General features: G+C 62.2%; 24 protein-coding genes and 1 pseudogene. 10 read left to right on the top strand and 15 right to left on the bottom strand.

Going from position 1 to position 24,407, the window contains the following annotated elements:
* Window positions 1-40: 40 nt before the first annotated feature.
* Complete coding sequence (locus RCH22_RS02330; RefSeq protein WP_327012682.1) at window positions 41-670, bottom strand: sulfocyanin-like copper-binding protein; 630 nt, start codon at window positions 668-670, stop codon at window positions 41-43.
* Between the two features lie 381 nt (window positions 671-1,051).
* On the opposite strand from RCH22_RS02330, the gene RCH22_RS02325 reads away from it, so the two are divergent.
* Both RCH22_RS02325 and RCH22_RS02320 read left to right on the top strand, forming a co-directional pair.
* A protein-coding gene (locus RCH22_RS02325; protein WP_327012681.1) for an IS3 family transposase occupies window positions 1,052-2,454 on the top strand; the annotation gives its coding sequence in 2 pieces (ribosomal slippage) (window positions 1,052-1,382 and window positions 1,382-2,454; 1,404 coding nt in all).
* A gap of 259 nt (window positions 2,455-2,713) precedes the next feature.
* Window positions 2,714-3,937 (top strand): IS110 family transposase, encoded by a 1,224-nt coding sequence (locus RCH22_RS02320; protein ID WP_327012680.1) that lies wholly within the window; start codon window positions 2,714-2,716, stop codon window positions 3,935-3,937.
* Window positions 3,938-4,341: 404 nt separating this feature from the next.
* Here the strand turns inward: RCH22_RS02320 and RCH22_RS02315 are convergent, their stop codons facing one another.
* The 6 genes from RCH22_RS02315 to RCH22_RS02290 all read right to left on the bottom strand — a co-directional run bounded on the left by RCH22_RS02315 (window position 4,342) and on the right by RCH22_RS02290 (window position 9,140).
* Window positions 4,342-4,917 (bottom strand): recombinase family protein, encoded by a 576-nt coding sequence (locus RCH22_RS02315; RefSeq protein ID WP_327015432.1) that lies wholly within the window; start codon window positions 4,915-4,917, stop codon window positions 4,342-4,344.
* A gap of 297 nt (window positions 4,918-5,214) precedes the next feature.
* The gene (locus tag RCH22_RS02310; protein ID WP_327012679.1) at window positions 5,215-5,394 is read right to left on the bottom strand and encodes a hypothetical protein; all 180 of its coding nucleotides are present in this window, start codon (window positions 5,392-5,394) and stop codon (window positions 5,215-5,217) included.
* Between the two features lie 600 nt (window positions 5,395-5,994).
* Complete coding sequence (locus tag RCH22_RS02305; RefSeq protein WP_327012678.1) at window positions 5,995-6,657, bottom strand: hypothetical protein; 663 nt, start codon at window positions 6,655-6,657, stop codon at window positions 5,995-5,997.
* A gap of 25 nt (window positions 6,658-6,682) precedes the next feature.
* The gene (locus RCH22_RS02300) at window positions 6,683-7,333 is read right to left on the bottom strand and encodes a hypothetical protein (protein ID WP_327012677.1); all 651 of its coding nucleotides are present in this window, start codon (window positions 7,331-7,333) and stop codon (window positions 6,683-6,685) included.
* Window positions 7,334-7,481: 148 nt separating this feature from the next.
* On the bottom strand, window positions 7,482-7,946 hold the full coding sequence (locus RCH22_RS02295; RefSeq protein WP_327012676.1) for a hypothetical protein: 465 nt from the start codon (window positions 7,944-7,946) through the stop codon (window positions 7,482-7,484).
* Window positions 7,947-9,017: 1,071 nt separating this feature from the next.
* On the bottom strand, window positions 9,018-9,140 hold the full coding sequence (locus RCH22_RS02290; RefSeq protein ID WP_327012675.1) for a hypothetical protein: 123 nt from the start codon (window positions 9,138-9,140) through the stop codon (window positions 9,018-9,020).
* Between the two features lie 254 nt (window positions 9,141-9,394).
* Between RCH22_RS02290 and RCH22_RS02285 the strand changes: the two genes are divergently transcribed.
* Window positions 9,395-9,682 (top strand): HU family DNA-binding protein, encoded by a 288-nt coding sequence (locus tag RCH22_RS02285; RefSeq protein WP_134448488.1) that lies wholly within the window; start codon window positions 9,395-9,397, stop codon window positions 9,680-9,682.
* A 114-nt stretch (window positions 9,683-9,796) separates the two neighbouring features.
* Here RCH22_RS02285 and RCH22_RS02280 read toward each other — a convergent pair whose 3' ends face one another.
* Both RCH22_RS02280 and RCH22_RS02275 read right to left on the bottom strand, forming a co-directional pair.
* A complete protein-coding gene (locus RCH22_RS02280) occupies window positions 9,797-10,987 on the bottom strand; it encodes an ATP-binding protein (RefSeq protein ID WP_327012674.1) in 1,191 nt (396 codons plus the stop codon).
* A gap of 189 nt (window positions 10,988-11,176) precedes the next feature.
* A complete protein-coding gene (locus RCH22_RS02275) occupies window positions 11,177-12,376 on the bottom strand; it encodes an IS110 family transposase (protein WP_327012673.1) in 1,200 nt (399 codons plus the stop codon).
* A 757-nt stretch (window positions 12,377-13,133) separates the two neighbouring features.
* Between RCH22_RS02275 and RCH22_RS02270 the strand changes: the two genes are divergently transcribed.
* From RCH22_RS02270 to RCH22_RS02260, 3 genes are all read left to right on the top strand, one after another.
* Entirely contained in the window at window positions 13,134-13,400 is a 267-nt protein-coding gene (locus RCH22_RS02270; protein ID WP_327012672.1) for a hypothetical protein, read from the top strand.
* A gap of 176 nt (window positions 13,401-13,576) precedes the next feature.
* Complete coding sequence (locus tag RCH22_RS02265; protein ID WP_327012671.1) at window positions 13,577-13,741, top strand: hypothetical protein; 165 nt, start codon at window positions 13,577-13,579, stop codon at window positions 13,739-13,741.
* A gap of 18 nt (window positions 13,742-13,759) precedes the next feature.
* The gene (locus RCH22_RS02260) at window positions 13,760-14,047 is read left to right on the top strand and encodes a hypothetical protein (RefSeq protein WP_327012670.1); all 288 of its coding nucleotides are present in this window, start codon (window positions 13,760-13,762) and stop codon (window positions 14,045-14,047) included.
* 177 nt (window positions 14,048-14,224) lie between these two features.
* On the opposite strand, the pseudogene RCH22_RS02255 reads toward RCH22_RS02260, so the two are convergent.
* The 6 genes and pseudogenes from RCH22_RS02255 to RCH22_RS02230 form a co-directional block, all read right to left on the bottom strand.
* Window positions 14,225-14,941 (bottom strand): annotated as a pseudogene (locus tag RCH22_RS02255) (restriction endonuclease); the annotation flags it as partial.
* Between the two features lie 262 nt (window positions 14,942-15,203).
* A complete protein-coding gene (locus tag RCH22_RS02250) occupies window positions 15,204-16,004 on the bottom strand; it encodes a DUF5677 domain-containing protein (protein WP_327012669.1) in 801 nt (266 codons plus the stop codon).
* A gap of 327 nt (window positions 16,005-16,331) precedes the next feature.
* On the bottom strand, window positions 16,332-16,964 hold the full coding sequence (locus RCH22_RS02245) for a hypothetical protein (protein WP_327012668.1): 633 nt from the start codon (window positions 16,962-16,964) through the stop codon (window positions 16,332-16,334).
* 213 nt (window positions 16,965-17,177) lie between these two features.
* Window positions 17,178-17,423: a hypothetical protein gene (locus RCH22_RS02240; protein ID WP_327012667.1), complete on the bottom strand. Its 246-nt coding sequence runs from the start codon at window positions 17,421-17,423 to the stop codon at window positions 17,178-17,180.
* Between the two features lie 140 nt (window positions 17,424-17,563).
* Complete coding sequence (locus tag RCH22_RS02235; protein WP_327012666.1) at window positions 17,564-17,803, bottom strand: hypothetical protein; 240 nt, start codon at window positions 17,801-17,803, stop codon at window positions 17,564-17,566.
* Window positions 17,800-18,123, bottom strand: a complete 324-nt coding sequence (locus tag RCH22_RS02230; RefSeq protein ID WP_327012665.1) for a hypothetical protein — start codon at window positions 18,121-18,123, stop codon at window positions 17,800-17,802. The genes RCH22_RS02235 and RCH22_RS02230 overlap by 4 nt, the downstream gene beginning before the upstream one ends.
* A 453-nt stretch (window positions 18,124-18,576) precedes the next feature.
* Here RCH22_RS02230 and RCH22_RS02225 point away from each other — a divergent pair, with 453 nt between their 5' ends.
* The 4 genes from RCH22_RS02225 to RCH22_RS02210 all read left to right on the top strand — a co-directional run bounded on the left by RCH22_RS02225 (window position 18,577) and on the right by RCH22_RS02210 (window position 24,258).
* A complete protein-coding gene (locus RCH22_RS02225) occupies window positions 18,577-18,816 on the top strand; it encodes a hypothetical protein (RefSeq protein WP_327012664.1) in 240 nt (79 codons plus the stop codon).
* Window positions 18,817-18,908: 92 nt separating this feature from the next.
* Entirely contained in the window at window positions 18,909-19,838 is a 930-nt protein-coding gene (locus RCH22_RS02220) for a hypothetical protein (protein WP_327012663.1), read from the top strand.
* A gap of 483 nt (window positions 19,839-20,321) precedes the next feature.
* Window positions 20,322-23,693 (top strand): hypothetical protein, encoded by a 3,372-nt coding sequence (locus RCH22_RS02215; RefSeq protein WP_327012662.1) that lies wholly within the window; start codon window positions 20,322-20,324, stop codon window positions 23,691-23,693.
* A gap of 130 nt (window positions 23,694-23,823) precedes the next feature.
* Window positions 23,824-24,258: a hypothetical protein gene (locus RCH22_RS02210; RefSeq protein WP_327012661.1), complete on the top strand. Its 435-nt coding sequence runs from the start codon at window positions 23,824-23,826 to the stop codon at window positions 24,256-24,258.
* Window positions 24,259-24,407 lie beyond the last annotated feature (149 nt).

Genomic DNA, 24,407 nt, shown 5'->3' with positions numbered 1-24,407 from the left:
GTACGTCGATACCCTTGACCGCTACGTCCCGTCAGTGTGCCTAGGAAACCCTGAGCTCGCTGTACATTCCTGCGAAGTAGTGACCGGGAAGGTTGCAGAGCACCTCGTAGCGTCCGGGTGCCAGATCCATAGTCACCCAGCTACCAGCTCCGGGCGTGATTCCCTCACCGGCGCCTTGCCCGTTAGTGGTGGATGCTTCGCCGAGGCTGCCGCTCTCATCGACCTTTCCATCGCTACCAACGGCTCTCGCGCCCACGGTCTGTGAATCGGACAGCGGCAGGACGAGCAGCTCGTGACTGATGCTGCCCCGATTAACGGCCAGGAAAGACACCGTTCCGTGAACGACGCTCGTACGATCAAGCATCAGGCCCATGATCGCACTGGAGCTTCGCCCAGCACTACGGCCGGACATCATGCCGCCAGTGCCGTCCATCATGCGATTCCCGCCACCAGACATCATGTTCTGGCCGCCATTCATCATTTGTCCACCCATGTTCATCAGGGCAACGTTGACGACGGTCCCAGGCAGTGCCGGAACATTCGTCGCCACGGAGGCGAATCCGTTGCTGGTCGGACTACCCGTCATGGCGCTGACCGACAGGCCGGTCAGGCCAACGATGGCCACCACCCCGCTGACAATTGCAGTGGCCATGATTATCTTGCGACGCATGAGCTACTCCTCTACTGATTGGTTCGTACTCACCACTGTGCTGCCCCAGTGTGCAGACTCGTTGGCGGGCATGTGCAGATCGTGTGGAGATCCCGACGCGCTGCCTCCCATCCGGAAGTAGAGAAGCAGGTGCTCACTCTGGCAGGCACCGATAGCCAGTGCGCAAGCGAGGTAGGTTTTCTAGCCCCAGGTGGGCGAGGTGATGTGTAGGTTCATCGCATCAGAGCGCCTGTTCTATGCGTCATAGCGTCCCATCCCTACGTGTCAGGGTGAGTTGAGGCCAGTAGCTCAGAGCAAGTCCGCCGTTTGACGTAGGGCGAGAATCAGGAAGTCCCGATCATGTCCAGCCCGTCTGTGATCGTCGTGCGCGACGATAGTCGAATGAGTAAGAGCAGCAGTCCTGGCCCGCGCGCGGGTGGTCCAACAGCGAGGCGGTCGTTCACGCCCGCGCAGAAGCTTGACCACCTGGCCGCGTATGAGGACGCGACAACCCGGAACGGGGGTGGCGCGTATCTGCGGGAGCAGGGCATCTATTCCTCGCAGATCACCGAGTGGCGCAAGCTCCGCGACGCCGGTGTCCTGCAGGGCAAGAAAGCCGGCGAGAAGATCGGCAAGCTCACGCCCGAGCAGGCCGAGATCGCCCGGCTTCGCCGGCAGCTCGATGTCACCGAGCGGCGTTTGGCCACGACGGGGGTGGCGTTGGAGATCATGTCAAAAATGCACGAGCTACTCGAAAACTTGTCGAAGAGCTCGCGGGACGAAACACCGCAGACGAAACCGTGATGACCACCTACCGTGAGTTGACCCGCCGGGGCGTGTCCACCCGCACTGCCGCGGTCCTGGTGGGGTTGCCGCGGTCGACGGCGACCCGGGCACCGAGCATCCCGGCGGCCGGAACGGTGCTGGTGCCGGCGAACAAGCTCGATATCCTCGAGCGGGCCCGGATCCTGGCGGTGGTGAACTCGCCCCGGTTCGTGGATTTGCCGCCGATCCAGATCTACGCGCAGCTGCTGGACGAGGGCGTGTATTTGGCGTCGATCTCCACGATTTACCGGGTCCTGGCCGAGAACAAGCAGGTCAAGGAACGCCGCCGGCTGGCCCGGCACCCGGCACGGGCGATCCCGGAACTGGTCGCCACCGCACCCGGCCAGGTTTATACGTGGGACATCACGAAGTTGGCGGGCCCGATCAAGGGCAAGTACTTCGACTGCTACGTGATGATCGATATCTTCTCCCGCTATATCGTCGGCGCGAAGGTCCACCCGGCCGAGTCCGCGATCCTGGCCGCGGAAATGATGACGGAAACCTTCGGCATCCACGGCACCCCGCACGTCGTTCACGCGGACCGGGGCACGTCGATGACGAGCAAGACCGTCGCCGCGTTGTTGTCGGATCTGGAGGTCACCAAGTCGCACTCCCGGCCCCGGGTCAGCAACGACAACCCGTACTCGGAGGCGTGGTTCAAAACCCTCAAGTTCGCCCCGGTGTTCCCGGAACGCTTCAGCAGCCTCGGCGACGCGAGACGCTTCATGGACGCCTTCGTCGAGGGCTACAACCACACCCACCATCACACCGGCATCGGCCTGAACACGCCCGCCGACGTCCACTACGGCTTCGCGGCCGGCAAAGCCGCAGAGAGGTCCGCGACCCTGGCCCAAGCTCGGGCACGGAACCCGGAACGCTTCAGCACCAGCGTTGATCCCAAGATCCTCGCCACCCCCGACGCGGCCTGGATCAACAAGCCCGCCCAAGCACAAGAAGACGAGCCGAAACTAGCCGCCTAAACTCACGCTGGCCCCATTCACCTTGACGGTGATGATGGAAGTAGGCCGTGGAATGGTGTGACTCCAACCTTGACTGACGCTTCTTGAAGCTGTCCTTAATTTGATCCGTCCACCGTTCCGCGGCTTGCATCAAACGCATTCGCCAGGCGGACATGACCTAATAGGAGCTTGACCAAGAAGTCCCATCACCGTCTTGTCTGCCCACCTGGCGAACGCGAGTCCACCCTGTTACTCGAGCGTCAGAGGAGCTATTCCCATCATGACAAACGACGACATCAGCGTCATCGCCGGCATCGACACCCACGCCGACACCCATCACGTCGCCATCATCACCAATTACGGCAAACACCTTGCCGATAAGAAGTTTCTGGCCGTGGGATCCGGCTACCGGGAAATCGCCGAATACATCACCCGGTATGGACCGGTGATCGCTGTCGGCGTCGAAGGAACAGGGTCCTACGGTGCTGAATTGACCCGGGTCTTGATCCACGAGGGCTTCGAGGTGAAAGAGGTCAACCGGCCCAATCGCCAAGCCCGACGCATCCACGGCAAGTCCGATCCGCTAGACGCCTACCAGGCCGCCGAATCTGTCCTCGCCCAGCGCGGCACCTCTACACCAAAAGCCCGCGACGGTAACGTCGAAGCCCTCCGGGTGCTGCGCACCGCGCGCACCAGCGCGATGAAGGCACGCACCGCGGTACTAGCGCAGATCAGCGCCGTACTGACATCTGCCCCAGAGAGTATCCGGGCCAAATATCGGGGCAAGACCAGCGAATCCCGTGCCAAAAGCATGGCCACCTCGCGCCCGACCGGAGACATCACAGACCCCCTCGTCGCGACCGCCGTCACGCTCAAACGCATGGCCGCCCGCCATGCCTACCTCACCACCGAGATCGATGACTGCGACGCCGAGCTCGCCCGCATTATCGCCGAGCACGCCCCAGCCCTGACCCTGATCAAAGGTGTCGGCACCGCCGTAGCCTCCCAACTGCTGGTCACTATCGGCGACAACCCCGAGCGCCTGACCACAGAAGCCCAATTCGCCGCATTGGCCGGCGTCGCACCGATCCCTGCGTCATCGGGCAAGACGACACGGCACCGGCTCTCCCGCGGTGGCGACCGCGCCGCGAACTCCGCGATTCACCGCATCGTTCTAGTGCGCATGGCGAAGGACCAACGCACCCAGAATTACGTCGTCAAACGCACCAGCGAGGGCAAAGGCAAGAAGGAGATCATGCGCTGCCTCAAGCGCTACGTCGCCCGCGAAATATACCGCGTCCTGCAAAACCCACGGCCCGGCCTGCTAACCAACGACCTGCGTCCACGGCGCCTCGCGTTGCACCTCACCCAGACCGCAGTAGCACTCGAGCTGAGCGCCTGGCCCAAAGCCATCTCGCGCATTGAACGCGGCGCCACCCAAGATCGAGTCCTTTCTGAGCGCTACCGCACATGGCTCAGTGAACAACCCAAAGTCAGCGCTTGACAACAATAGGAGCATCAAATTCCGCATCCCCGACCGTGACAAGCACGTGTACTAACAAATTCACGGCCGTGCCCGTGAGCCTGGCTGGCCCGACAACTCCCGCCGGCCAGGAACCTAGGCCATGGCTCACTGACCCGCCCGAGGCGCGCACAGGGATAGATGCGGTCATTTTTCTGGCGTGTCTGTCGCTGCGGTGCGCATACTGGGCTCATGCATCGCGATGACGTGTCACTCACATGTGCGAGTTGTCATCACCGGCTCGAATCCGCCGGCACCATTTCACATCCCTACTTGTATTGTCCGCACTGCCACACCGCCGTCCTGACCGGACGCCCAGGTCTTCCTGGGCGGCGAGGCCGTGGAGCGCGCTGAGTCGCCGACTCACTATTTGCCGACTTGGCGCGTTAGCGAAGAGTTGTCCCGGCCTCCGCGCGGAGATACGCGTAGACGGTTTCGCGGCTAATCCCGTATTGGCGAGCGAGTACTGCTTTCGGCACACCAGCGGCGACTTTCTCTCGCAGCTCCGCTGCCCGAGCCGCATCCAACGATGGGGAGCGCCCGCGGTACACTCCACGCTTCTTCGCCAGGGCAATACCCTCACGTTGACGTTCAAGGATCAGGGAACGCTCGAACTCAGCAAAGGCCCCCATCACGTTCAGGAGCAAGTTCGCCATCGCATTGTCCTCACCGGTAAAGGAGAGCTGCTCTTTCATGAACTCGACCCGGACCTTCTTCTCCGTGAGCCGGCGCACGATCGAGCGGAGATCCTCCAAATTGCGGGCAAGGCGGTCCATCGAGTGAACGAGAACAGTATCGCCATCCCGGACGAACTTGATCAGCTCCTCCAACTCAGGCCGGTTTAGATCTTTCCCCGACGCCTTGTCCTCGAACACACGGTCGACGTTAACACCATCCAGTTGACGGACGGTGTTCTGATCGAGGGTACTAACTCGCACATATCCAACTCGTTGACCCGTCATGGGCATCCCGCGCTTTCTGTCAGTTTGAACTCTAAGACCCGACAACAAAGGCTGTCAGACAATCCAAATATAACCCTATTCTGACGGCATTAAAGACTTGTAGTTGACGTCTAGCTGGGGTGCACCCCAAAAAGACACACGGCAGTCTGTACAGGTGGGATTTGAACCCAAACTCGCACCCAGTGGCCGCCCGGATCGAGGTCAACTTCCGCGTAATTTCAACGTTCTACGGTCACTGTGACGCCCTCGAGACCACCCTGTTTTCCGTCAGATGTTGCCAAAATGTTGCCACGATTTCTAGGCTCGAGCTTGGGCTTTGTCGACCGCGACCTTGACCGCATTGAAGAAATCCATGAAGTCCGAGTCATTCTGCGGACGCAGGAGCCAGTCACCGAGACGCTGTGGCGGAAGCCCGATGCGAAAGTTATGTCCATCAAGAGTCCCGGTCACCTCGACAGCACGCTCGATACTTTCCATCTGAGCGACCGTTGCGATCGCGACAGATGACACAGCGGCCCACGGAATTCTCAGGCCCCTCTCGGGGCCGCCCCTTCTCAGGCGCCAGAGCTCGAATCGAGTTCCCGCATCGACAAATGCAAGTGACGCATTCCTGGGCGTGGGATAGCCGATCCTGATGCCGCTAATCTCTCTGATCTCAGAGTTGAGGCCAGGCGATGCCCGGACAATTACGAATGTCAAGTCCGGGTTCGCAACCTGCAGGGACGAGTACAAGCGGTGCTGGGTCCGCACGAACGGAACGGCGATAACAAGAATGAGTGCAACGCACATGGCAGCGGTGGAGACAAGACTTGTGAGGCTCTCGGAAGCAACGTTGCGCAGTCCTGGGCCAGCCAACACCAGAATGACTGCAAAATACGGAAGGTAGAACCCCCACCGTCTCCGACGCGCACGCACGCCGGGCCCTGCTTGAGACAACGTGCTGGCAGGGGGCGTCCCCATCTCGGAACCTCTCCTGCTACATCGGCTATGGTCAACTTAGTGGCACGGCCTCAGACAGCCTGTTGCGGGCGCCTACCGAGTCCCTTCCCCATCCGGCAGATCATGTGTCGCGTGCTCCTACGGTCGGACTGCGGCCGCGCGGGATCCCAACTCGGCGACGGCTTCCAGGCTCGGAGCGAGCAAGCCCTTGAGGCCTGTGCTCCGGATTATGAACGGAAGGGCGGTGGAGATAGAGCCCTGCATGATGACGACCTCAAGGCCGGACATACGCAAGTTGTGCACCGTGAACGTAGCCGGCACTATGTCGGCCACATCAGCCCAGGCCCAGCGGCACACTTCATGAGGATGCCCCCACCCGTCCCAAATCGCGATCCCGCCGGGAGATGCCATCAATGTGAGACTCCCGAACCCCAAACCGACTATGGGGTTTCCCTCGGCGTCAGAAACCCGCCTGAGCGCCTTCCTGAGTTGAAGTGACGCAGTTGAACGGAGGCCGATGGCCTCGGGGAACATGATTCGAAGCCGTCGCTCTCTCCGCTCGGCAAGTTGTCCCGTCGCAAGCACCCAGACTAATGCGGCAACGATGGCGACAATCGCCCAGATCCCGATCTCAACCACCGACATCCAGGCCGCTGCCGGACTACCGGTGGATTTCAAAGTCTCACGATAGGTCATCGACGAGTATCCGAATGCAAGGACAACGAGACTAAGGGTGCCACCCAGCGTCCGGCCGCCGGACCGCGGCGGCTGCTTCTTTCTTCGCGGATCTTCGGTCGTCATTGAGATTCCCTACTCGGCTCAGCAATCAATGGGCGTCTCGAACGTCATGAGGTCGTGCGGCAGTTTGGAGCACTCTGAGGGACTCTGCAAGCTTTTCGATCGCTGGCCGTTTCCGATTTGTTACGCTCAGTGCGCTCTCGGATCTGACTCCGAATTCAACCAAAGTGCTCGGCTGCGATTTGTCTATGGTCAGACTCAACATCGGGACGAACGTCAACCCGACGCGAACGTCTTTCACGCAGATGTCGACAATGCTCGCCCACTCGAATTGGCAGAGGATGCGGGGTTTCAGAAACCCGATCCACATCACCAGGCCGACCTCGTCCGCAACAACGGCGAAGCTCAGGTGCAGCGGTATCGGTCCAGTCGACCCCGACGCAACATGGAGAGCCTCACGAACTTCCGTATAACTCGTTCCCAGTAAAACCAGAGCCGCAGGAAATTGTCTCGCCAGTATCCGGGCCAGGTATGACGAAGGAACGCATCCCAGAACTACGAGCAGGGCAGCGACACCAAAAACGATCGTCACCGTCCAGAAATCCCGCACGTCTTGAGCGATGGCCACGGTACTGCCGTCCTGTATATGCTTCGCCACGGATTTGAAGACGGTAATTCCGCTTGCGACCGTCGTGCCGGCAAGGAGCCCGAGTGCCCCTCCCACCGCCCGTTTGTTCATGTGACCTGTTCCCGCCCAGTCGTTAGCCTCTCAACCGATGCGGATGGATGCTTCTGGGAGGTTATCGCCGAATTCCACACCCAGATCCGATCGCAAGACCGCGCCGCGCTCTTGTCTTCTTCTCGAGGCGTCTCGTCACGATCGACCGTCATCCGATTTCACTTTCGCGGCTGGCCAAATGCGCCGACTTTGGCAGCGTTCGCGCGGCGCGCATCCGCTCTTGGCAGTGAGCCAGGACCGTCGTGAAGCCTTCGTCGTTGAGAGGTCTAAGCCGCACGGGGCGGCGCGCTTGCGGTGAGATCGGGATGGGCAATGTGCTGGCACCCACCTTCAGGGTCAAGATGACGGCTCGATCGGTGATGACCAAGTGAGTAATTTGGCCGACATCTACAGACGTGACGTCCGACCAGGCGAGCCGAACGACGCGCTCGGGCCCGTGTCGGTGCCACCTCCACAGTTCGAATTTCTTGCCTGCATCGACAAGAACTAGGAACGCGCCGGAGGGCAGCGCGCTTGATGCAAGAGCGATACCCGTGAGTTCCTTGATGCTCGTGATGAAGTCGTCAGACGAGTAGAAGGGTACGACGGTGAGGTCAGGATTCGCCTCCGTCATGGTCCGGACGAGGCGGCGACCCGGGCGGTAACACACCCAGAGAAAACCCCAGGCGAAGGCGACGCTCAGAACGAGGCCAGCAGCGGTCTCGTAGAGAACCGGCGGCAGCCCCCTCGACCTTGCGCTGTTTACGGCACCAAGGATGCCTGGACCCGAGAAAAGAAGTGCAACGAGCACGATGGTCAGGGAGCCACCCCATCGCCGTGCGCGTGCCGGCGGAAGCTTCGCAGTGCTCATCACCTGCGGGGCCATGCGTCAACGCACAGGGAAAGCGACTGGCGGATACGAGGTGCAGATTCAGAATTTTCGCTCATCCGGGTCCCTCACCGCTGCGGCCACCAAACCACGCGTGAATGCGATGGAAGCCGGCATCGAGCCAGAGTGTGTGTTCAGGCTGGCAGACCGAGGTGACGCCGTCAAGCGGAGGTCGAGACCAGCCTTCGCCATGTTCCAGAGCGCGTGGGAAACTTCCGAATTAAACCATTCCTGCGGCGAAATTCGCTCTCCTGCGATGCCTCCCGTAGTCCAAAGATTGCATCCATTTTCGCTAAACACGAGACGTCACGGGGCAAGAGAGCCCAGAAGGCGAAGGAGAAGCGACAGGCCGAGATCATCAAGCTCGTCGCGGTCTGTGTTGGGCTGACCATTTGGTACGTCAGCACCCGCTAGCCGCAGGTTGGCATGTCGAGTGTGCGGCGCGCTCTGGCAGAGGACACGCTCGAGCACGAATCGCAGGCGTCCTAGATGCCTTGCCCGGCCACACCGGCATTCATCACGCCGAGAGTCTTTCGTTCCAGGCCGTGAGCTGCGCCTCCCAGTCGTCGACGCTGGATCGTAGGTAACGGACGGACTTCTGTGTGAGAGTGACGAAGGCTGGGCCTTCTCCGAGGCCACGTAGTCGTGCGAGTTCCTTTGCTGCTGAGTCCTAACCTGCGTAGGCGGGGTGTTCCCACGGCTGGGGAAATCTCTGCGCTCAGTAAGCCGCAGGTGGCTGGGCGGCGCCCAGTTTGGCATGGCCGCTAACAATCGGGCCCGGCACCGAGGCCGCCACAGCCAGAAGTGCCGCGTCGATCACATCGCCACCCCACTATCGGCGTGAGCCCCACTGCAGGCGAGGAACTGCCCCGCAGTAGCCAAAGCCAGCGCCGCCTCGAACTCGCTCGGACTCATCGCTCCCCCGCTCTCTGCGCTCATGCCGCCCAGTCTGCCCCCACCGTGACCTCAGCGCACCCTCCCAGACCCGACCGCCGGGATACTCAAATGAGAATGTGCAGCCCAAAAACCGTCCAAGACGTCGAAAAACGCCGGAAATACGCGGAAGTTCGCGAACCTCTGTTAGATTCAACGCGGTCCAACCGACCAACGGATGCGGCCTCTGGCGCCGCCCGCATTGCCCGCATCACCCGTATACCTGTTTTTTACAGGCGAAGGTCCGAGGAGGACACTCAATGGCTGACAAGTCGCTGAACAAGACCGAGCTCGTTGCCAAGGTTGCCGCAGACTCTGGCCAGAGCCAGGTTGCCGTCGACAGCGTGCTCAACGCTTTCTTTGCCGCACTCGCAGAAACCGTCGCGAGCGACGGCAAGGTCACCATCCCGGGCTGGCTCGGCGTCGAGCGCACCGCCACCGCGGCGCGCACCGGCCGCAACCCGCAGACCGGCGAAGAAATCGCCATCGCAGCAGGCCACCGCGTCAAGCTGACCGCCGGCAGCAAGCTGAAGGCCGCCGCCAAGTAACATCGGCACCCGTTCCACCAGCTTCAGACAGAGGAGGGTGTCGGCTTCGGCCGGCGCCCTCCTGTGCGTACCGGCGTCGGCGAACCGCTCGCCACCCAGTGGCGGTGTGTGGGGTTAGGCAGTTGATTCACTGTCGAGTGTCATGTGCCGGCGCATGAACCGGTCGAATTGTGGAACCGTGAACTTCGCGTACCCGAAGCGAGACGTATACAACAGCCCTTTGGCAATCAGTCGGGATCGTATCGGGCCGAGCTGCTCAGAGGTCTTGTGGAGGACCGCCGCAACGTCGGCGGCTTTGTGTTCAACGCCGCCGAGTTCGGCCATTGCCCGCATGTACGTCAGCTCGTCCGGAGTAGTTCGTTGCACCCTCGCTTGGAAGAAACTACCGTCGAGCTCTGATTCGACTTGGCTCAACGCGTCTTCTGCGTCGACGAGGGTAATCACTGGCCCGTCAGCGGTGTTCCAGGCTGCACGGCCGAACTCCTGAATGAAGTACGGGTATCCCTCCGTATACGCGAGGATGAAATCGATTGCTTCCGGCTGGTAGGTGACGCCCTCCCCTTTGGCCGGCTCAACGATGGCCTGCACGGCCGCCTCGCGCGGCAGCTGGCCAATCGACGAAAATTTGAAGAATCGCTCAGCGTAAGATTTCGCATTTCCCGCAAGCCCCGGAAGGCCTGGTAGGCCGGCACCGGCGAAGGTAACCGGGAGCTGTCGTTGGACGGTCCGGTGGACAGCCCCAATCAGCGCTTCTAACTCTGCTTTGGCCAAGAATTGGATCTCGTCAAAGAGGAAGACGACGCCCCGCTTCTTCTCCGCCGCCGCTTCCCCGATGGCTTGGAAGACGTCGGCGAGGTCATCGTTGAGCGATCCGGTATCAGCGGTCCCCCAAGCGGGCTCCACATCAAGACCCGCCGTCATGGCGCCGTCTGCTCGCACGCTCAAGGAGAAGGATTTGATCACGGCGGCCGCCTGGGCAGCTCTCTCCCCCCACCGCGCCTTGGGCGACACCTGAAAAAGCGCGCGCCGGGACAGGTTGGCGATTTGGGGTCCGAAGGGGGTGTTCTTCGACACTTCAGCCACCACGGGGACCCAGTTCTCATCCTCGGCAATGCGCTCGTATTGCCCCAGCAGCACCGTCTTCCCCACTCCACGCAGACCAGTAACAATCACTGATTGCTCGGAATATCCATTAGCCAGACGCCGAAGGAGCACCCGGAAGTCTTCCGTCTCCTGGGCACGTCCGGCGAGGAAACGCGGAGGCGCGCCCGCGTTCGGCGTGTACGGGTTTCGTGCCCGATCCATGGTTCTCCTTAACAAGTTATCAGCACCTTATCCCAAATTGATAAACTACCGATAACTTGTCAAACTACTTCCCTTGGATGAACAACCCACTCCCCCCTTTACTCAGCCTCGACGCATTGCGCTCGAGTTACTTCGGCCCGGTTATTTCCCTCGTCCTCGCCGTACTCCGGGGGTGCCCCTATGTTTTTGTCAAGCGGTGAGTTGCTGGCCGGCTTGGTAGAGGGTGCCGTCTCGGAGCATGGCGTAGAGGACGTCGCAGCGTCGGCGGGCGAGGGCGATGAGGGCTTGGTTGTGTCGTTTCCCTTCGGCGATTTTGCGGTCGTAGTAGGCGCGGGAGACCGGGTCGCGGAGGGTGGCGAAGGCTGACAGGAACGGGGTGCGTTTGAGGATCTTGTTCCCGCGCCGGGAGGGGTGCTCGCCGCGGATTGACGTGCCGGAGCGCCGGGTGACGGGCGCGATTCCGGCGTAGGCGGCGAGGTGGCCGGCGGTGGCGAAGTCCTTCCCGGAGACTTCGGTGAGGACTCTGGCGGCGGTCCTGATCCCGACTCCGGGCATGCTGATCAGGACGGGGTGAAGAGGGTGAGCCTCTACGAGCCGTTCGACCTCGACGGCGATCTCGTCGCGCTGGCGGCGGAGTGCGGCGAGTTGTTCGGCCAGCCGCGGGAGCACGATGCTGCTCGCGTTGGTGCCGGTGACGATGACGGTCTGCTCGCTCAGCGCCCGGGTGATCTCGTCGGCGAGGCGGCGCCCCATCCGCGGTGCCAGCTTGACCAGACGGTTGCCGAGCCGGGCCGGGCCCGCAGCCTTCAGCGCGGCCGGTGAGGGGTAGCGCTGCAGGAGGTCGAGCACGGCCGGGTGGTCCAGGTGCGGGCCGAGGGCTCGCTCCAACGCGGGGTGGATCTGGGTGAGGAGGCCGCGGATGCTGTTGCTGGTGGCCGTGATCTGGCCGACGACATCGTCATCGAAACCGCAGAGCATGGAGAGCTCCGCGACCTGCTCGTCGGCGAGCTGCAGCGACCGGAGTGCGTGTGGGAGGGTCCGGGCTGCTTGCGCGATGATCGCGGCTTCCCGGGCATCGGTCTTCGCTTCGCCCGCGTGTAGGTCCGCGATCCGCCGCATCGCCAGGCCCGGCAAATAGGCGACAAGCACGTCTTCTGCCTGGGCGACGGCGATCGGGAGGGCGCCGATCGTCGCGGGTTGATCGACGACGAACAGCACTCGGCCGTGTCGTTTCAGCTGCCCGATCAGACTCCGCAGCTTGGCTTCCTCGTTGGGCAGGGCCTTGTCGAAGAGTTGCTTGCCCGACCGGTCGAGGGCGGCCGCGTGGTGTTCTCCCTTGCCGACGTCCACGCCGATGAAGACGTCAACGCTGTCGTAGTTCTCGATCATGAATCCTCCGTTCCAGGCGTCGTTTCGTTGGCCTGAACCGCGGCATCAAGTCTCGGCATCCATGTTACGAATGGCCTGGGACGAGTCCCGGTCCAGCCCCTATCAGCGATCACCTGATACCAGTCAGGCCCGGTGACAACACCCCCGGATCATCAACGACTGGGGGCAACAATCATGCCGGGCCCGACAGGTCAACACCCACCCAGTTCACACCGATTGGGCCTACGAAGAAAGTAACGGGGGTCGGGTTGTGCAGGCAAGTGTGAACACTGGCTTTTTTGTACTCCTCTGCACCGATGTCACTTTTGTTCGTACTCCTCTGCACAAGAAGGAGGTAGCGGGATGGACGCCGAATCTGTGGGCCTCGTTGAGTCCGGCACGTTCACGATGTCGGACGTTGTGTGGGATCGTACGAAGTTGACTTCAGCGGCGATAGCGCCGTTAGCAGCGCAGCCCATCGTCGGCAGGCTCGCGGTACGCGTTGGCCAGCCAGCACCCCGGGGTCGTCAGCGCCAGCTGTGAATATTGCAACCGTGTCCAGGTAGCGGCGCGCGGCCAGTATATTGACGGGCCTCTGTGCGTCGTATGCTTTCTGGTCGCCGCCGAAGACATCCTTGAGGTGGCCGCTTGAATTTCCGATCCCGGGAAGGACTCGCCGGAGATATCGATCACGTTGGACCACAGCTCGGGGTGTTTCGCAGCCAACGAGATCGCGCACTGGCCACCGTTTTTGAAATATCCCGCGCATGTAAGAGTCATGCCCACCCGCAGCGCAAAAGACCTCTCAGCCTTCCGAATCACGACCGATGCCGACGAACAAATAATGTTCGTTCGGCACAACGGCTCCGCCCGCAGCGCCGCCAGCGTTTCACCGGATTCCGCGTATATGCCCTGCGTCGGCGTGAGCTTTGAGCTCGGGGAAACGGGGAAGCTAAATTGGCTCAACGGCCGCGGCTACACAACCGTCGGCCTCGTCACCAATGTCGAGCAGGTCCACGGCTTGGAATTCGAGCAGCTGCCGTGATGGACGACGGGCTCGGGCCCCTTTTAGTGGACCTGTCCAGCCAGCGCGGATTTTCTTACACTGCCATAACTGCCGCTGAGATCGTCGTCGTTCGGCTCTATCAGAACGGTTCTATCCGGCTTGGCCGAGGAGTCGCCAGGGGCAGTGCCGGGCCGCACCTGATCACCGACGGACGGATGCAGCACGTCGACCGCTTCGAGCTCAGCAAGGGATCCCGAGGGTGGTGGGACTACCGCGACCCGGACGACCTCATCGGCACCGGCGGCACAACGGCTGCACCCGTCCTCTGGATCGACTCCGAGCCGATGCCGGAGATCCGGCCCGAATGGCGTAGGCCCTGACCCGCGCATGTGCCTGATATGAACGAACTCACAAGTACGGCCATACCCGGCATCTACACCGCGGCCGGCGACGACACTGTCGCCATCATTGAGATCACCGAGTCGCAGACGATCGCCTGGCTATTGCACGAGGTCGCCGACGATGACGACGGCAGCTGCCCAGAAGCCGAGTGGCCCGGCGGCCCGATCCTCGACCTGCAGCTCACCGTCGGTGAACGCGGAATCCTCCACGGCGCCGGCACCATCGGTGACGCGGAGCTTGGGGTCATCGTCAACATCACGAAGCTCAACGCGAGGGTAGCCTGACCGATATGAGCTCCTCCACGGACAGCGAGCCGGCCAGGCTTCCGGTGGTCAATGAGGCTTGCTGCTCGCGTCGAGCCAGATAGTGCGGAAGAGTGGCTGGCGACGAAGCCGAAGGTGGGGTCGGGCGAGAGCTGAAGGCTAAGCCGCAATGAGATTCGAAAACTGCTTCTGAGTGCGCTATTCCACCTGAGTCCCCCCAGAGGGATTGAAAACGGCAAGTAAAATCTGTTTCCTCTGTGCCTCAGTCTCGATGGTCCCATTCGCCCGTGACGTCACCGCCAAGCGGGCAAAGTCACCGTAGTCGAGACTGAATCGTGCAGCAATCTTCTGGACCAAGCACTCTGCATGCACGATGTTGTCGAGCCCATCCCGGAGAGGCCGTACCCGGGTATTCCCGAGGTCATCTAACTGCATCTTTAAGGCGCGCATTTCGTCGACGACGCCATCAGCGAGAGCAGCGAACGCAGCGAACGCAGCCAATTCTGAGGGCATCTTGCTAGCGTGCTCCAGCGAAACAACGATAAAGTCGACGACCAAGCCCCCAGCGTCACATACCCGCTGGCCGTAAGCCTGCATGCCCGTGACGAACTCGTCGCGAGAACTGGAGGCCAGATTCGAATCGACCGACACATTTCTGCGAGCAAGTAGTTGGCTGGCGCAGTCGCTCTCCGCTGTGACGGTGCCCCTCAAGTCGTATGAGAAGAGCGCGACTGCGGCGGAATCGGCGAATGTCATCGCCGCTGACGTGTATCCATTCAATGCATAGAAGATGGCCGTCTGACGACCGTGCGCAACTCCACGGATTCTTTGAACGGCCGGTGCGCCAACGGGATTTCCTGTGTAGTGCTTAACCTGCGCGACAGCACCGGTTGCATTAACATCGATCCCACCGTCAACACCAAGAGGCGTGGCTCAGGCATCATCAAAGCCAATCGATCGCATGTGGGCTGCCGCGAAGAGTTCAGCTTCTCGCCATGTGGTTAATAGTTCGGGCGTTCGAGTATCAAGGTCAACTGCAGCGCGCATTACTACAGTATGGGTGCACTGACGCCGAGCGATTACTCCCCACTACGGGACACGGCGGATGCACGAATTCGCCGTTATCCGCCGCCGTCAAGGCGCTCGGCGCGACCAGACACGATGAGGAGCATGGTGCTTAGTGCGGAAGACGATCGAAGAGCGTGATGTGATGTTCCTTGCTGAGGGCGCCGAGCGCGGCTTTGCGGGGTCGTGTGCTACTAATCCGGTCCCACGCTTGAAGTGCGTGAAATAGCATTGTGACTTGGAAGCCGAGGGTAATCGGCCAGAGTGAGAAGGACTGCGGGTCCTTAAAAGCAAGACCCAGCGGTGTCAGATCACTGTGGCCGACATCGGCAAGGTACTCATCATTGAGATTCGCCCCGCCGTGTGAAGTCTTTGAAAACAAGCGATAGTACGCGTAGAGCCAAACGCCGGAATCGACCACTCCGCATCGATCGATAAACACCTTTGCTTCTTTTTGGCGGAATGCCGCTAGCGCCTTTATGTCTTCCTCGATTTGTTCTGTTACGAGGTCCTCGTCCATTCCTTTGTTGTTGATGTCAAGCAGGGCCTTGTTCAGGGTGCCGAAATCCTTGGTCGACTGGTAGTAGCTAGCCTTCCCGGAGCCGGGAGTAGTTGCCAGCCAGACAGCCGTAACGGCACATTCCAACGTAAGTCGGACGAGTGGCACGGATTCAATTCTTAGGCCGGCCTCAGCAAGGATGAGGACGGCGCGGGTGAGCCCAACAGCGTGCTCCACCTGCACTCTGGCCGATACGCCTCGTTCCCAATCCCCGTCCTCGAGGACGGGGACCTGCGTTTCGCACACTTCATCCCAAATCGAGACGAGTTGCCGTAGGACAGAGATTGCTCGCTCGCTCATCGGCACTTGCACACCCGCGTCCGCATCTGCATCTGCATCTGCATCTGCATTCATGGCGCCAGACTATATGTCATCCTCGAATCTGAGAGCGACCGCCGGTCGTTCTGATGCCGGTGAATTCATATCGTGGTCTGACAGCAATCCCTGCGGTGCCTTCACCGTTGCTCTTGGTGCGAATCGGCGTGCGGTCTGCCGTGCGGAAAATAACAATGGTGCCCTCTTAGCCGGCGAGTGAGCCTCGTCGTTAATCGGGTTAACCGCACGCCGGGAAAATGCCCGGAACTCCGGCTGACAAGAACCGTGGATGGATTGATCGAGGGCGCGCCGCGTCGCCTCGTGCGCCGGGGCGCGCCCTCGCATCACGAGAGTAGGGCTGGGCACTTATCCGATGAAGTCGCTGAACGGCTCCGCAAACCGGATGTTCCGTCCGCTGGCCTCGTTCGCTTCCCGGTTCGCTTCCACAACCGCAATCGGGTGGATTCCATTCGCGAGGTTGGTGGCGAATTGATTTCTGCGCTCGGCACAGCCGCGGAGGGTGCCCGCGTAGCCGAGCTGCCACAATTCGACGATGATGATGGCCGTGTAGCCGGCTTCCGTCATCGGGATGCCGGTGTTGTACGCCTCACTACCGTCGAGGGACAGGGCACTGAGGTCGACCTGGAGTTCGATGCCGTACTCCGCCCACGCCGCTTCGATACGGTCCGCGGTGCGCAGAACCAGGACAGCCCTCTCCACGCCAGCGAGGTGAGCCTCGCCGATGAGGTGGTTGACGGCGCGCTGCGAGAGGTTCCACTGTCCTTCGATAAGCCCGGCAGAGTAGGCCTCGAGCACGGGCTCGGCCTCCGTCCTGGCCATCCGCTCTCGAGTGTTTGCTTCGAAATCTGCGCGCGCCTGCGGGGTATTTTCATCACGGTAGTGCGTGTGGCCGTCCGGGTCGATGGTGATGGACTGCCCGAAGGTGACGGCGCTCATCAACTTGCTGATGGAATCCTGGGTGATTGAGGTCTTATTCATGATGCTCCTTGGGTTGGGCGAATTGTGCTTCGGTCGGGTTGGTACTGCTTCCTCAAGCGGCACCGGGCGACGTCCGAAGACGTCGCCCGGTTGTTTCACCACCCAAGGAGAGCCACAGCGATATATTCGTCGCTGCTGAGGAGTACATGCGCGGCATGTTTCGCCGCGGGAGCGGTCCTCAAAAAAAGTCCATCTGTCGCTCTTCATCCCGCGCTACGTGTTCGCTGTGGGACCCTGCACTGGGCTTTGCAGGTACCACGCGGGATAGAGGCGGCGACGCCGCCGCGCAAGCCGGCGGACCTCGTCATCCGAATCGTCCACGAGCGCGGCGAGCTCGTCGGCTGTAGGCCAGGACTGCAGCACCCGCAGGCGCAGCGCACGGTCAGTCGAGTACACCTCGATTCGAACGTGGCCGTGGGCGGCTCGGATCCGGGCGGCATAAGAGAGGAGGTGGTGCACGTGGAGTCTCGCTTCCCGGGTTTCGGGTACAGGCGGAAACCTGTGCAATGGCGTGCCGGGGATTGCCCAGGCACCGGCTTCCATCGCGAACGCGAGGGCCAGATGAGGCACTGGGGAAGAGTCTGAGTTACTCGGCGCCATCAGGTGTCTTCACCAATCTGATGGGGCTCACGGGATTCGAGACGCAGAATTCTGTGGGCGACGTCGATGAAGAGCGCCAAGCGGAGGTCCGCGGCGATCCTGTCGGCCTCCGCGTCCCATCCCCTCTCCCGCACATTGCGCTCTATCAGGAGCGCGACCCGCACACATTCGTCCACCAGCGAGATGGTCTCATCGGTGAGCTGCTCGGTCGCCGCGTCGTCGTCCTTCTCGCCGGTCATGCGCTGACGCTCACGTTGTAGCCCTGGGCGCGAAGGACCACCGCAACATAGTCCACGTCGACAGTCGCGTGGAGCAGCGCGGCGTCGTCGATAACCTCGACCACGTCGACTGCATTCGTGATGGCGCGCGCCAGCCGGTTCAATGTCTCTTCGGCGATGGATTCCGTTCCACCGGCGGCATGCAGAGTGCCGTCCCATCCGTCCGTGCCCGGCACTCGTCCCCATTCGACGGCACCGCCAGGGGGCGTTTCGGCGGTGAGCGCCCAGCCGCTCTGGTAATCAATGTAGTCCAAATTGATGCTGATCCTGTTTTTAACCATTTGCTGGTTCTCCTCGTTCGTCTGTCGGTGCCGTGCACGCGGATCACTCGGTCAACGGGCAGTGGCTTCACCCTGAACTTTCAGTGCAGGAGCCTCTGCGAGATGTCACGGGTGATTTCGCGTCAAACATTGGGGGCGCAGGCTTCCGGGTTGGACAACCTTTCTCAGCATCGGTCGGGCCTGCCCTGGCCAATCTCGATGCGTACTCCGCGTCGCTTTGCCGGACTGCCCGTCCGCCTGACACGGATCTCAGCAGCGGACCACGCAGCCGGTACTTCACAGCCGGTGGAAATTAGCCAACGGTGCCCGTCGGTGCCCCAGGGCCAGTTCCCGCCGCACACGTACACGGTGACCAATCCGCCATACCAGCAGCCAGTGCCGGCGGACCCGGAACGGTGAAGCCCTATCAGGTGCCCGGTCCGTCGGACCGGACCCCGAGAAGAGAGAAATGCCATGACCCCTGAACCACACGACGACCTGCCCGGAGCCGATCTTCCAGACCTGCGGTTCGGCAGCACGCTCATGGGCGTCATCGAAGAACTCGAGGGCGGGTACGCAGCAGCAGGACGCGGATACGCCGCAGCCCTTCGAGAACTCGGCTACCCAGACGAGGGCGCTGAACACATCGCTGCCGCGTTCGTCATCGAAATGCAGGCCGGCACAATCCAAGCCGCTTGGAGCACCCGCACTTAAATTTCCGGGGAATTTACTAAGCGCACCGAATCTCGCCGCATGTCTTTCCACTGCACCCGAACCCAACCCCTCGGGACCGCAGATGGCAAACCATGGAACCCACCACGATTGACGCGCAGATCGCACAGCACCTTGCGCTTATCGAAAACGAACCGAATGCCGAACCCGTTCTGCGGTGGAACGGCACTATCCACGTTCCGAAGCGCGGGTGGGACGGCGTTCACGGCGTCGCCCTCAGCAAGCTGGTCCAGGAGCACGTCTTCAGCGTCTCGACCGCGGGAAAACACCGCGACCGTGTCATGGAGCACGTGGACTTCGCCGTAAGCACGCTGCGGAACGGCCCCCCTCTCGACCGCGAAGGCAGCAAGATCACGCAGGTGACCCGCTACCTTCGCAAGACCGCACGCTTGGAATCAAAACGCAACGCCACGGCCTTTGACACGGGCATGACGCGCGGCCAGGTCTCCTACTGCCAGAAGGCCGGGATCCCGCTCCTCCACTACGTCGGGGAAGTCGACGACGCCACGTTCAAGGAGGCCAGGCTGAATGTGACGATCCCCGGCGCCCACACGACAGACACCTCAGAACAGCGGGATGAGGCTGAGTCGACGGTCGGAATGAGGGCGCTGAAAGGTGTCCTCGCTGATGCTCGCCTTGACCGAGACCAGGTCGAGAACCTCCTCACTACCCTGATGGACGAGCTGGACTGCAAGCCCGCCTACGCGGACGCTCTCCGCGTTTACCAGGACGCCCCGGCCGGCGACGCGACCGAAGCCGCCAAGGTCCTCCTTATCAAAGCGCGCGGTACGGCAACGGAAACCATCAGCCGCAAGCACCACCTCGGCGAGGCATTTGGGCTGGACCGTTCCCAGTGGGCAGGCGCGGTCGGCCTGATCGTGGGCAGCTGGGCCGGGGAGCCCGGCATCGGTGCCGTCACCGACGCCGACCTCCTGTGGTCATCATCCCGCCTCGTTACCGCCCGAAACAAGCTCCTGAAGACACCAACGCGGCGCCGAAAGTAGCATCTACGCGGGCAGCCGGCAGATTCACCCGGCTTGCTGCCCGCTCCCGAGCGCTCCTTCCATCCGGCGTGAGGCATCCGGCAGCGCCAGTCCCACCGACGGCGCGCTCAGTCCACCCAGGCCACCTCCAGTCCAAGCACGGAATTTACCTTTGATCAGCACTTACTAACCCGAAAGTCCTGAAGTCCAGGTGTTCTGCAGATCAAGGATGCCTGTGGGTGGCACCGTAGCCGAATACATCTGGGTGGTGATGGAAAGAGTTTTCAAGAAGTAATAGAAAAGGGCTGGACTCCTGGACTCCTCTTCTTTAATACCCCTGCTTCCTTGCTATCTAGCGGTTTCTACGTCACGGCCCCCTGGACTGCGACTGGACTAGACGTGGACCGGCTGGACGGGAACGCCGTCATTGGCGGGTGAACCCGGAGACCGGTCACCCCTGGCTTATAGAGGCACTCAAGTGGGGTGCTGGATGAGGCAGCACCAATGTCATACCTTCTGAATCCAACCCAATGGGCACAACAGCACGACGCCATCTACGCCCGACACGCCTGGCCGGCGGGGACCGCGATCGCGGTCACGGGGCAACGAGGCCACCCGGACAAAGGCCAACGGGGCCAGCTGTACACGGTCGGGTTCGCGGACGTGCACGATGCGGCCGCCATCTGGGCGCTGATCGAACAGCCGGCGAGCAAAGGACACAACTCCTGGGTCTCAGTCGGCGGCTTGAACCGGGCTGCGATTACCAAGGGACGCGGGAAAGCGGACGACGTTGTCGGCATGCCAGCGCTGATCGCCGACGTCGACTTCGCCACTGGAGTCCACGCGAAAGGCGGCGAGAACCCGACCAAAGCCGAGGCTAAAGGTTGGCTCGACGCAATGCCGATGAAACCGACCCTCGTGAATCTCAGTGGTGGTGGCGCCCACGTCTGGGTCACCCTGAGTGAGATCCTCGACCATCGCAACCCTGTCCATGCGGACCTGCTCCAGCGCTGGAAAGCCTGGTGGCTCGCACGGGCAGCCCAGGATGACAAGAACGTGGACGCGGGACCCCTGGCAGACCCCGCCCGGATCCTGCGCCCAGCCGGCACTTGGAATCCCAATCAAGATCAACCCGTCACGCTCCAGGCGGTTCACCCGGAGCGCACGTATTCCATCGCCGAACTCCTCGACGTCTTGCCGCCCCTCCCCGAGAGTTCACTGCGGACGTCCCGTCCGACAGAGCCCCGAAAGGCTGTACCGACGACCAGCCGGACACTGGGATCGGGCTCGCAGATCGGCACCGAGTTTGCCGCCGCCTACCCGGTCTCCACGCTGGTCGAGGACCTCTTCGACGCCGAACCTGACGGGTGGGGCGGATACACATTCGGCCGCCCCGACGGCACTGTCCCGTCCGCCACGAACGCGCGAACGTACGATGACCGGGATCAGCCGCAACGCATCACGATTTTCAGCGAGAGCGTTAAGGAGGGCTTCGGGATCACTGGGCCCCACTCCTATTCATCGTGGGACGTGTTGGGCGCCGTCGTCCACCGTGGTGATTTCAAAGCCGCCGCGCGGCTTCTCTCGAGAACGCGTGAAGCCGACGGCTCCTGGGGCACCCGTTTCCTTGACGCAGCCAAGTCCACATGGACCCAGTCGGCACCGACAGCTCCTATCGTCGTGGTCGAGTCTGCTCCGAGCCCCACGGATGACGAGGCCAACGTTGACGACACGGCAGACGACGCCGTCCTCGCGAAACTGTTGGGTGGTGCCCTCTCCCCCGGTGGTGTCGTCTCGATTACGAGCATCGCGGAGGTCGAGTCTCCGACGCTCACGGTCGCTCAGGCGGTGGCGAGCCATTCGCCGACTGAGTTCCGTCTGGACGGCAACCTCGCGGTGAGATACGCACCCAATACCCGTGAACACGGCGTCTTCACCGTCCGGAAAGAGAAGAACGACGCTGGAATATTCGCTGACCGCTACACCCGGGTGACGTCCTGGATTGCGTGGCGGACGGACAAGGTCGAATTCAAGACGGTCAACGCCCTCGGCCGAACCGAAGAGATCGCTCCCCCCAAGTACACCGTCGAGATCATCGACGCTGCCGGACGGACCACTCGCCGGGAGGGGTTCTCTGCTGAGGAGTCGATCGACCCCACCACCCTTGTGCTGCGGATGGATACGGGGACGGCCCTCCCCACCGGTACCACTGACACCCGCCAGTTCAAAAACTCGCTGATTCAGCTTGGCCACTCCGATGGCTCCACCAAGGTGCTCACCGAGTACTCCAAGCTGGGCTGGCTCTTCGACGAACGTGAACGCCGCTGGGCATTCCTCGCCCCGGCAGGGTCCGTCACGGCAGACGGGCCCACTTCGTCGTACACCGTTGGCCCGCCGGCTGGCTCGGAGGCCGGGGCTCTCCGTCCTGCCCAACTTGAGCTGGGCTGGCCGCAAATACCTCAGGATCGCGACGCGATCCGTGCCGCCGCGAAGTCCGTGACGGAATTCTTCTCGACCAGCAAGAACCACCGAATAACAACGGCCCTGCTCGGAGTCACCTTCGCTGGCCCGCTCGCTCTCAGCTCACGGACCACCGTCTTCATCGTCGCGAACCCCGGCTCCGCGAAAAGCTTGGAGGTCGGCTGCGCGCAAGCGTTCATCTCCGGCGTGTTCAATGGCAAGCAGTCCACCGCCGGTGGCCTTGGCCAGGGCACCTCTGAGGCCGGCGCCGGCGCGGTCGTCGGTTGGGGCCGTCACCTCGCAACAGCCTGGGACGATTTCCGGGACCAGGGCTCGCGCATCGCAAACGAACGGATGCGGATGGCGTTGACCGTCGCCATCCAATCCGCGTATGGGTCCGACGACGCTTTGAAAGGCACCGCGGCCGGCGGTCTCCGGGCGGCACGCGACCGTGAGTCAGCGGCCATCATGACCGGTGAAGGCCTGCCTAGCGGCGAAGGCATCACCGGCCGCGTCATCGCAGTGCCTCTCGCCAACGACGACATCCTCCGCGAACCACGCGGCAGCTCCCCCGTCGACCTGTGGCGCACCAACCACGCAGCCGGCGCTCGAGCGATCTTTGGGGCCTATCTTCAGTGGTTGGCGGGCAGGCTTACCGAGTTGGGCGATCTCCCGACCTACCGCCGGTGGAACGACGCAGCCAAGAACCGGTGGAAGAGCAGCGAGGCAACCCGCACCGTCGAGACCGTTGCAACGCTGGCCGCTGGCTGGGCCAGATTCCGCGAATTCGCCCAGGCCAAGGGGTTTGAGGATCTCCTGCCCGAGCAAACATTCATCGACGAGCAGCTGAGCGCGCTGGCCGTGATCAATACCGAGACGACCGCACGGTCCAACCCGAGCATGACGATCACTTTGAAAGCCCGTGACATCATCGCCAACGGCGCCGGCCACCTTGAATGCGCGAACGCCTCGACCGTGCCCTCTCCTGGTGTGGCCCAGCGCATCGGCTGGCAGTACGTGGCCGAACCGATCCCCGGCCTCTCACCGCAACACTGGCGCCCGACCCTGCGGAAGATCGGTGTCCTCACTCCCGACCTCAAATTCGTCGTCCTCACCAACGACGCGGTCACCCGAATCAAACGCGAACTCGCCCTGGACACCCCCGACGATCAGATCGTCCGAGGTTTCGCCGAACTCGTCAAACCGGGCACTACACCCGGAGGCCGTCACACCTTCCCCGGATACAGCAGCCGCCCCCGCGGCTACATGCTCCCGGTGGACCTGCTGGACCTGGACGGTCTCCGCGAACAAGCGGCCGGGGAGTGGGAGCAATTCGAGAAGACGGCCACCCACCTTGTCGAGAAGTCCTGGAGCGACGACGAAGCGGCCACAGGAACACCGGCCAAAGCCGCCTGACACCCGCTCGATGAGCGGTCGGCCGATCGGCCAAGTCGACCTACCAGTTGAGTGAAAAGGGATGCGAACCCGGAGACGGCGTTCCCTGACCCATGAACGTAGTAATAGCCGCCCTACATTGGAGAAGAGCATGACCGAGGAAGAACGCCCCAGACTGCAACCGAGAAAGTCGAACGTCGGCCGGCTCGCTACCGGGCGCGCGAAAGCGAACATTGAACGTGCCGAATGGCTCTACGCGGTGAACCAGCCCGAACTCGGGATCACCGTCAGCGACGTAATCCGCGAGGCCGTCACCAATGACGCGCTTCGACGTATCTCACTTTGGCAGCTGCTTCTTTCTGTACCCGGGTGGGGCGAAGTTCACGCCGCCCGCGTAATCCGGAACATGCACGCGGCACACGGATCCACCGCCGCCGAACGAAAAGTGAAGATGAATGTCGGCACCATCATTGACGAGCGACGCGGCGGCAGGCTCTGGGTGGCGCTGGCCGACGCCATGGCTCGCGAGGAAGCCGGCGGCGAGAGCGTGCCCGCCGGCTTCCCGTACACAGCCACCGGACTCTAACTCTTCCGTCCAGCCTTCCCCAACGGTGTCTCGCGATATCACGCCAATGAGTCGAGATGAAGGAAGGCGTATTGGGCTCTGGTCGACGGCCGCATCGGGATTTCATGGGCAAGCGGACGGGCGCGCCCCCTGCGTCCATGACCCCATGA

It is taken from the genome of Cryobacterium sp. GrIS_2_6 (assembly GCF_035984545.1).
Taxonomy (GTDB): Bacteria; Actinomycetota; Actinomycetes; order Actinomycetales; family Microbacteriaceae; genus Cryobacterium.
The sequence above is the reverse complement of the archived record's forward strand: the minus strand, read 5'-3'. Positions and strand labels throughout refer to the sequence as shown.

Bases quoted from the DNA above. Each gene is read 5' to 3' on its own strand.
- RCH22_RS02330 (WP_327012682.1), bottom strand. From the start codon at position 670: ATGCGTCGCAAGATAATCATGGCCACTGCAATTGTCAGCGGGGTGGTG.
- RCH22_RS02320 (WP_327012680.1), top strand. From the start codon at position 2,714: ATGACAAACGACGACATCAGCGTCATCGCCGGCATCGACACCCACGCC.
- RCH22_RS02315 (WP_327015432.1), bottom strand. From the start codon at position 4,917: ATGACGGGTCAACGAGTTGGATATGTGCGAGTTAGTACCCTCGATCAG.
- RCH22_RS02310 (WP_327012679.1), bottom strand. From the start codon at position 5,394: ATGGAAAGTATCGAGCGTGCTGTCGAGGTGACCGGGACTCTTGATGGA.
- RCH22_RS02305 (WP_327012678.1), bottom strand. From the start codon at position 6,657: ATGACGACCGAAGATCCGCGAAGAAAGAAGCAGCCGCCGCGGTCCGGC.
- RCH22_RS02300 (WP_327012677.1), bottom strand. From the start codon at position 7,333: ATGAACAAACGGGCGGTGGGAGGGGCACTCGGGCTCCTTGCCGGCACG.
- RCH22_RS02295 (WP_327012676.1), bottom strand. From the start codon at position 7,946: ATGACGGAGGCGAATCCTGACCTCACCGTCGTACCCTTCTACTCGTCT.
- RCH22_RS02290 (WP_327012675.1), bottom strand. From the start codon at position 9,140: ATGAGCGCAGAGAGCGGGGGAGCGATGAGTCCGAGCGAGTTCGAGGCG.
- RCH22_RS02285 (WP_134448488.1), top strand. From the start codon at position 9,395: ATGGCTGACAAGTCGCTGAACAAGACCGAGCTCGTTGCCAAGGTTGCC.
- RCH22_RS02280 (WP_327012674.1), bottom strand. From the start codon at position 10,987: ATGGATCGGGCACGAAACCCGTACACGCCGAACGCGGGCGCGCCTCCG.
- RCH22_RS02275 (WP_327012673.1), bottom strand. From the start codon at position 12,376: ATGATCGAGAACTACGACAGCGTTGACGTCTTCATCGGCGTGGACGTC.
- RCH22_RS02270 (WP_327012672.1), top strand. From the start codon at position 13,134: ATGCCCACCCGCAGCGCAAAAGACCTCTCAGCCTTCCGAATCACGACC.
- RCH22_RS02265 (WP_327012671.1), top strand. From the start codon at position 13,577: ATGCAGCACGTCGACCGCTTCGAGCTCAGCAAGGGATCCCGAGGGTGG.
- RCH22_RS02260 (WP_327012670.1), top strand. From the start codon at position 13,760: ATGAACGAACTCACAAGTACGGCCATACCCGGCATCTACACCGCGGCC.
- RCH22_RS02250 (WP_327012669.1), bottom strand. From the start codon at position 16,004: ATGAATGCAGATGCAGATGCAGATGCAGATGCGGACGCGGGTGTGCAA.
- RCH22_RS02245 (WP_327012668.1), bottom strand. From the start codon at position 16,964: ATGAATAAGACCTCAATCACCCAGGATTCCATCAGCAAGTTGATGAGC.
- RCH22_RS02235 (WP_327012666.1), bottom strand. From the start codon at position 17,803: ATGACCGGCGAGAAGGACGACGACGCGGCGACCGAGCAGCTCACCGAT.
- RCH22_RS02230 (WP_327012665.1), bottom strand. From the start codon at position 18,123: ATGGTTAAAAACAGGATCAGCATCAATTTGGACTACATTGATTACCAG.
- RCH22_RS02225 (WP_327012664.1), top strand. From the start codon at position 18,577: ATGACCCCTGAACCACACGACGACCTGCCCGGAGCCGATCTTCCAGAC.
- RCH22_RS02220 (WP_327012663.1), top strand. From the start codon at position 18,909: ATGGAACCCACCACGATTGACGCGCAGATCGCACAGCACCTTGCGCTT.
- RCH22_RS02215 (WP_327012662.1), top strand. From the start codon at position 20,322: ATGTCATACCTTCTGAATCCAACCCAATGGGCACAACAGCACGACGCC.
- RCH22_RS02210 (WP_327012661.1), top strand. From the start codon at position 23,824: ATGACCGAGGAAGAACGCCCCAGACTGCAACCGAGAAAGTCGAACGTC.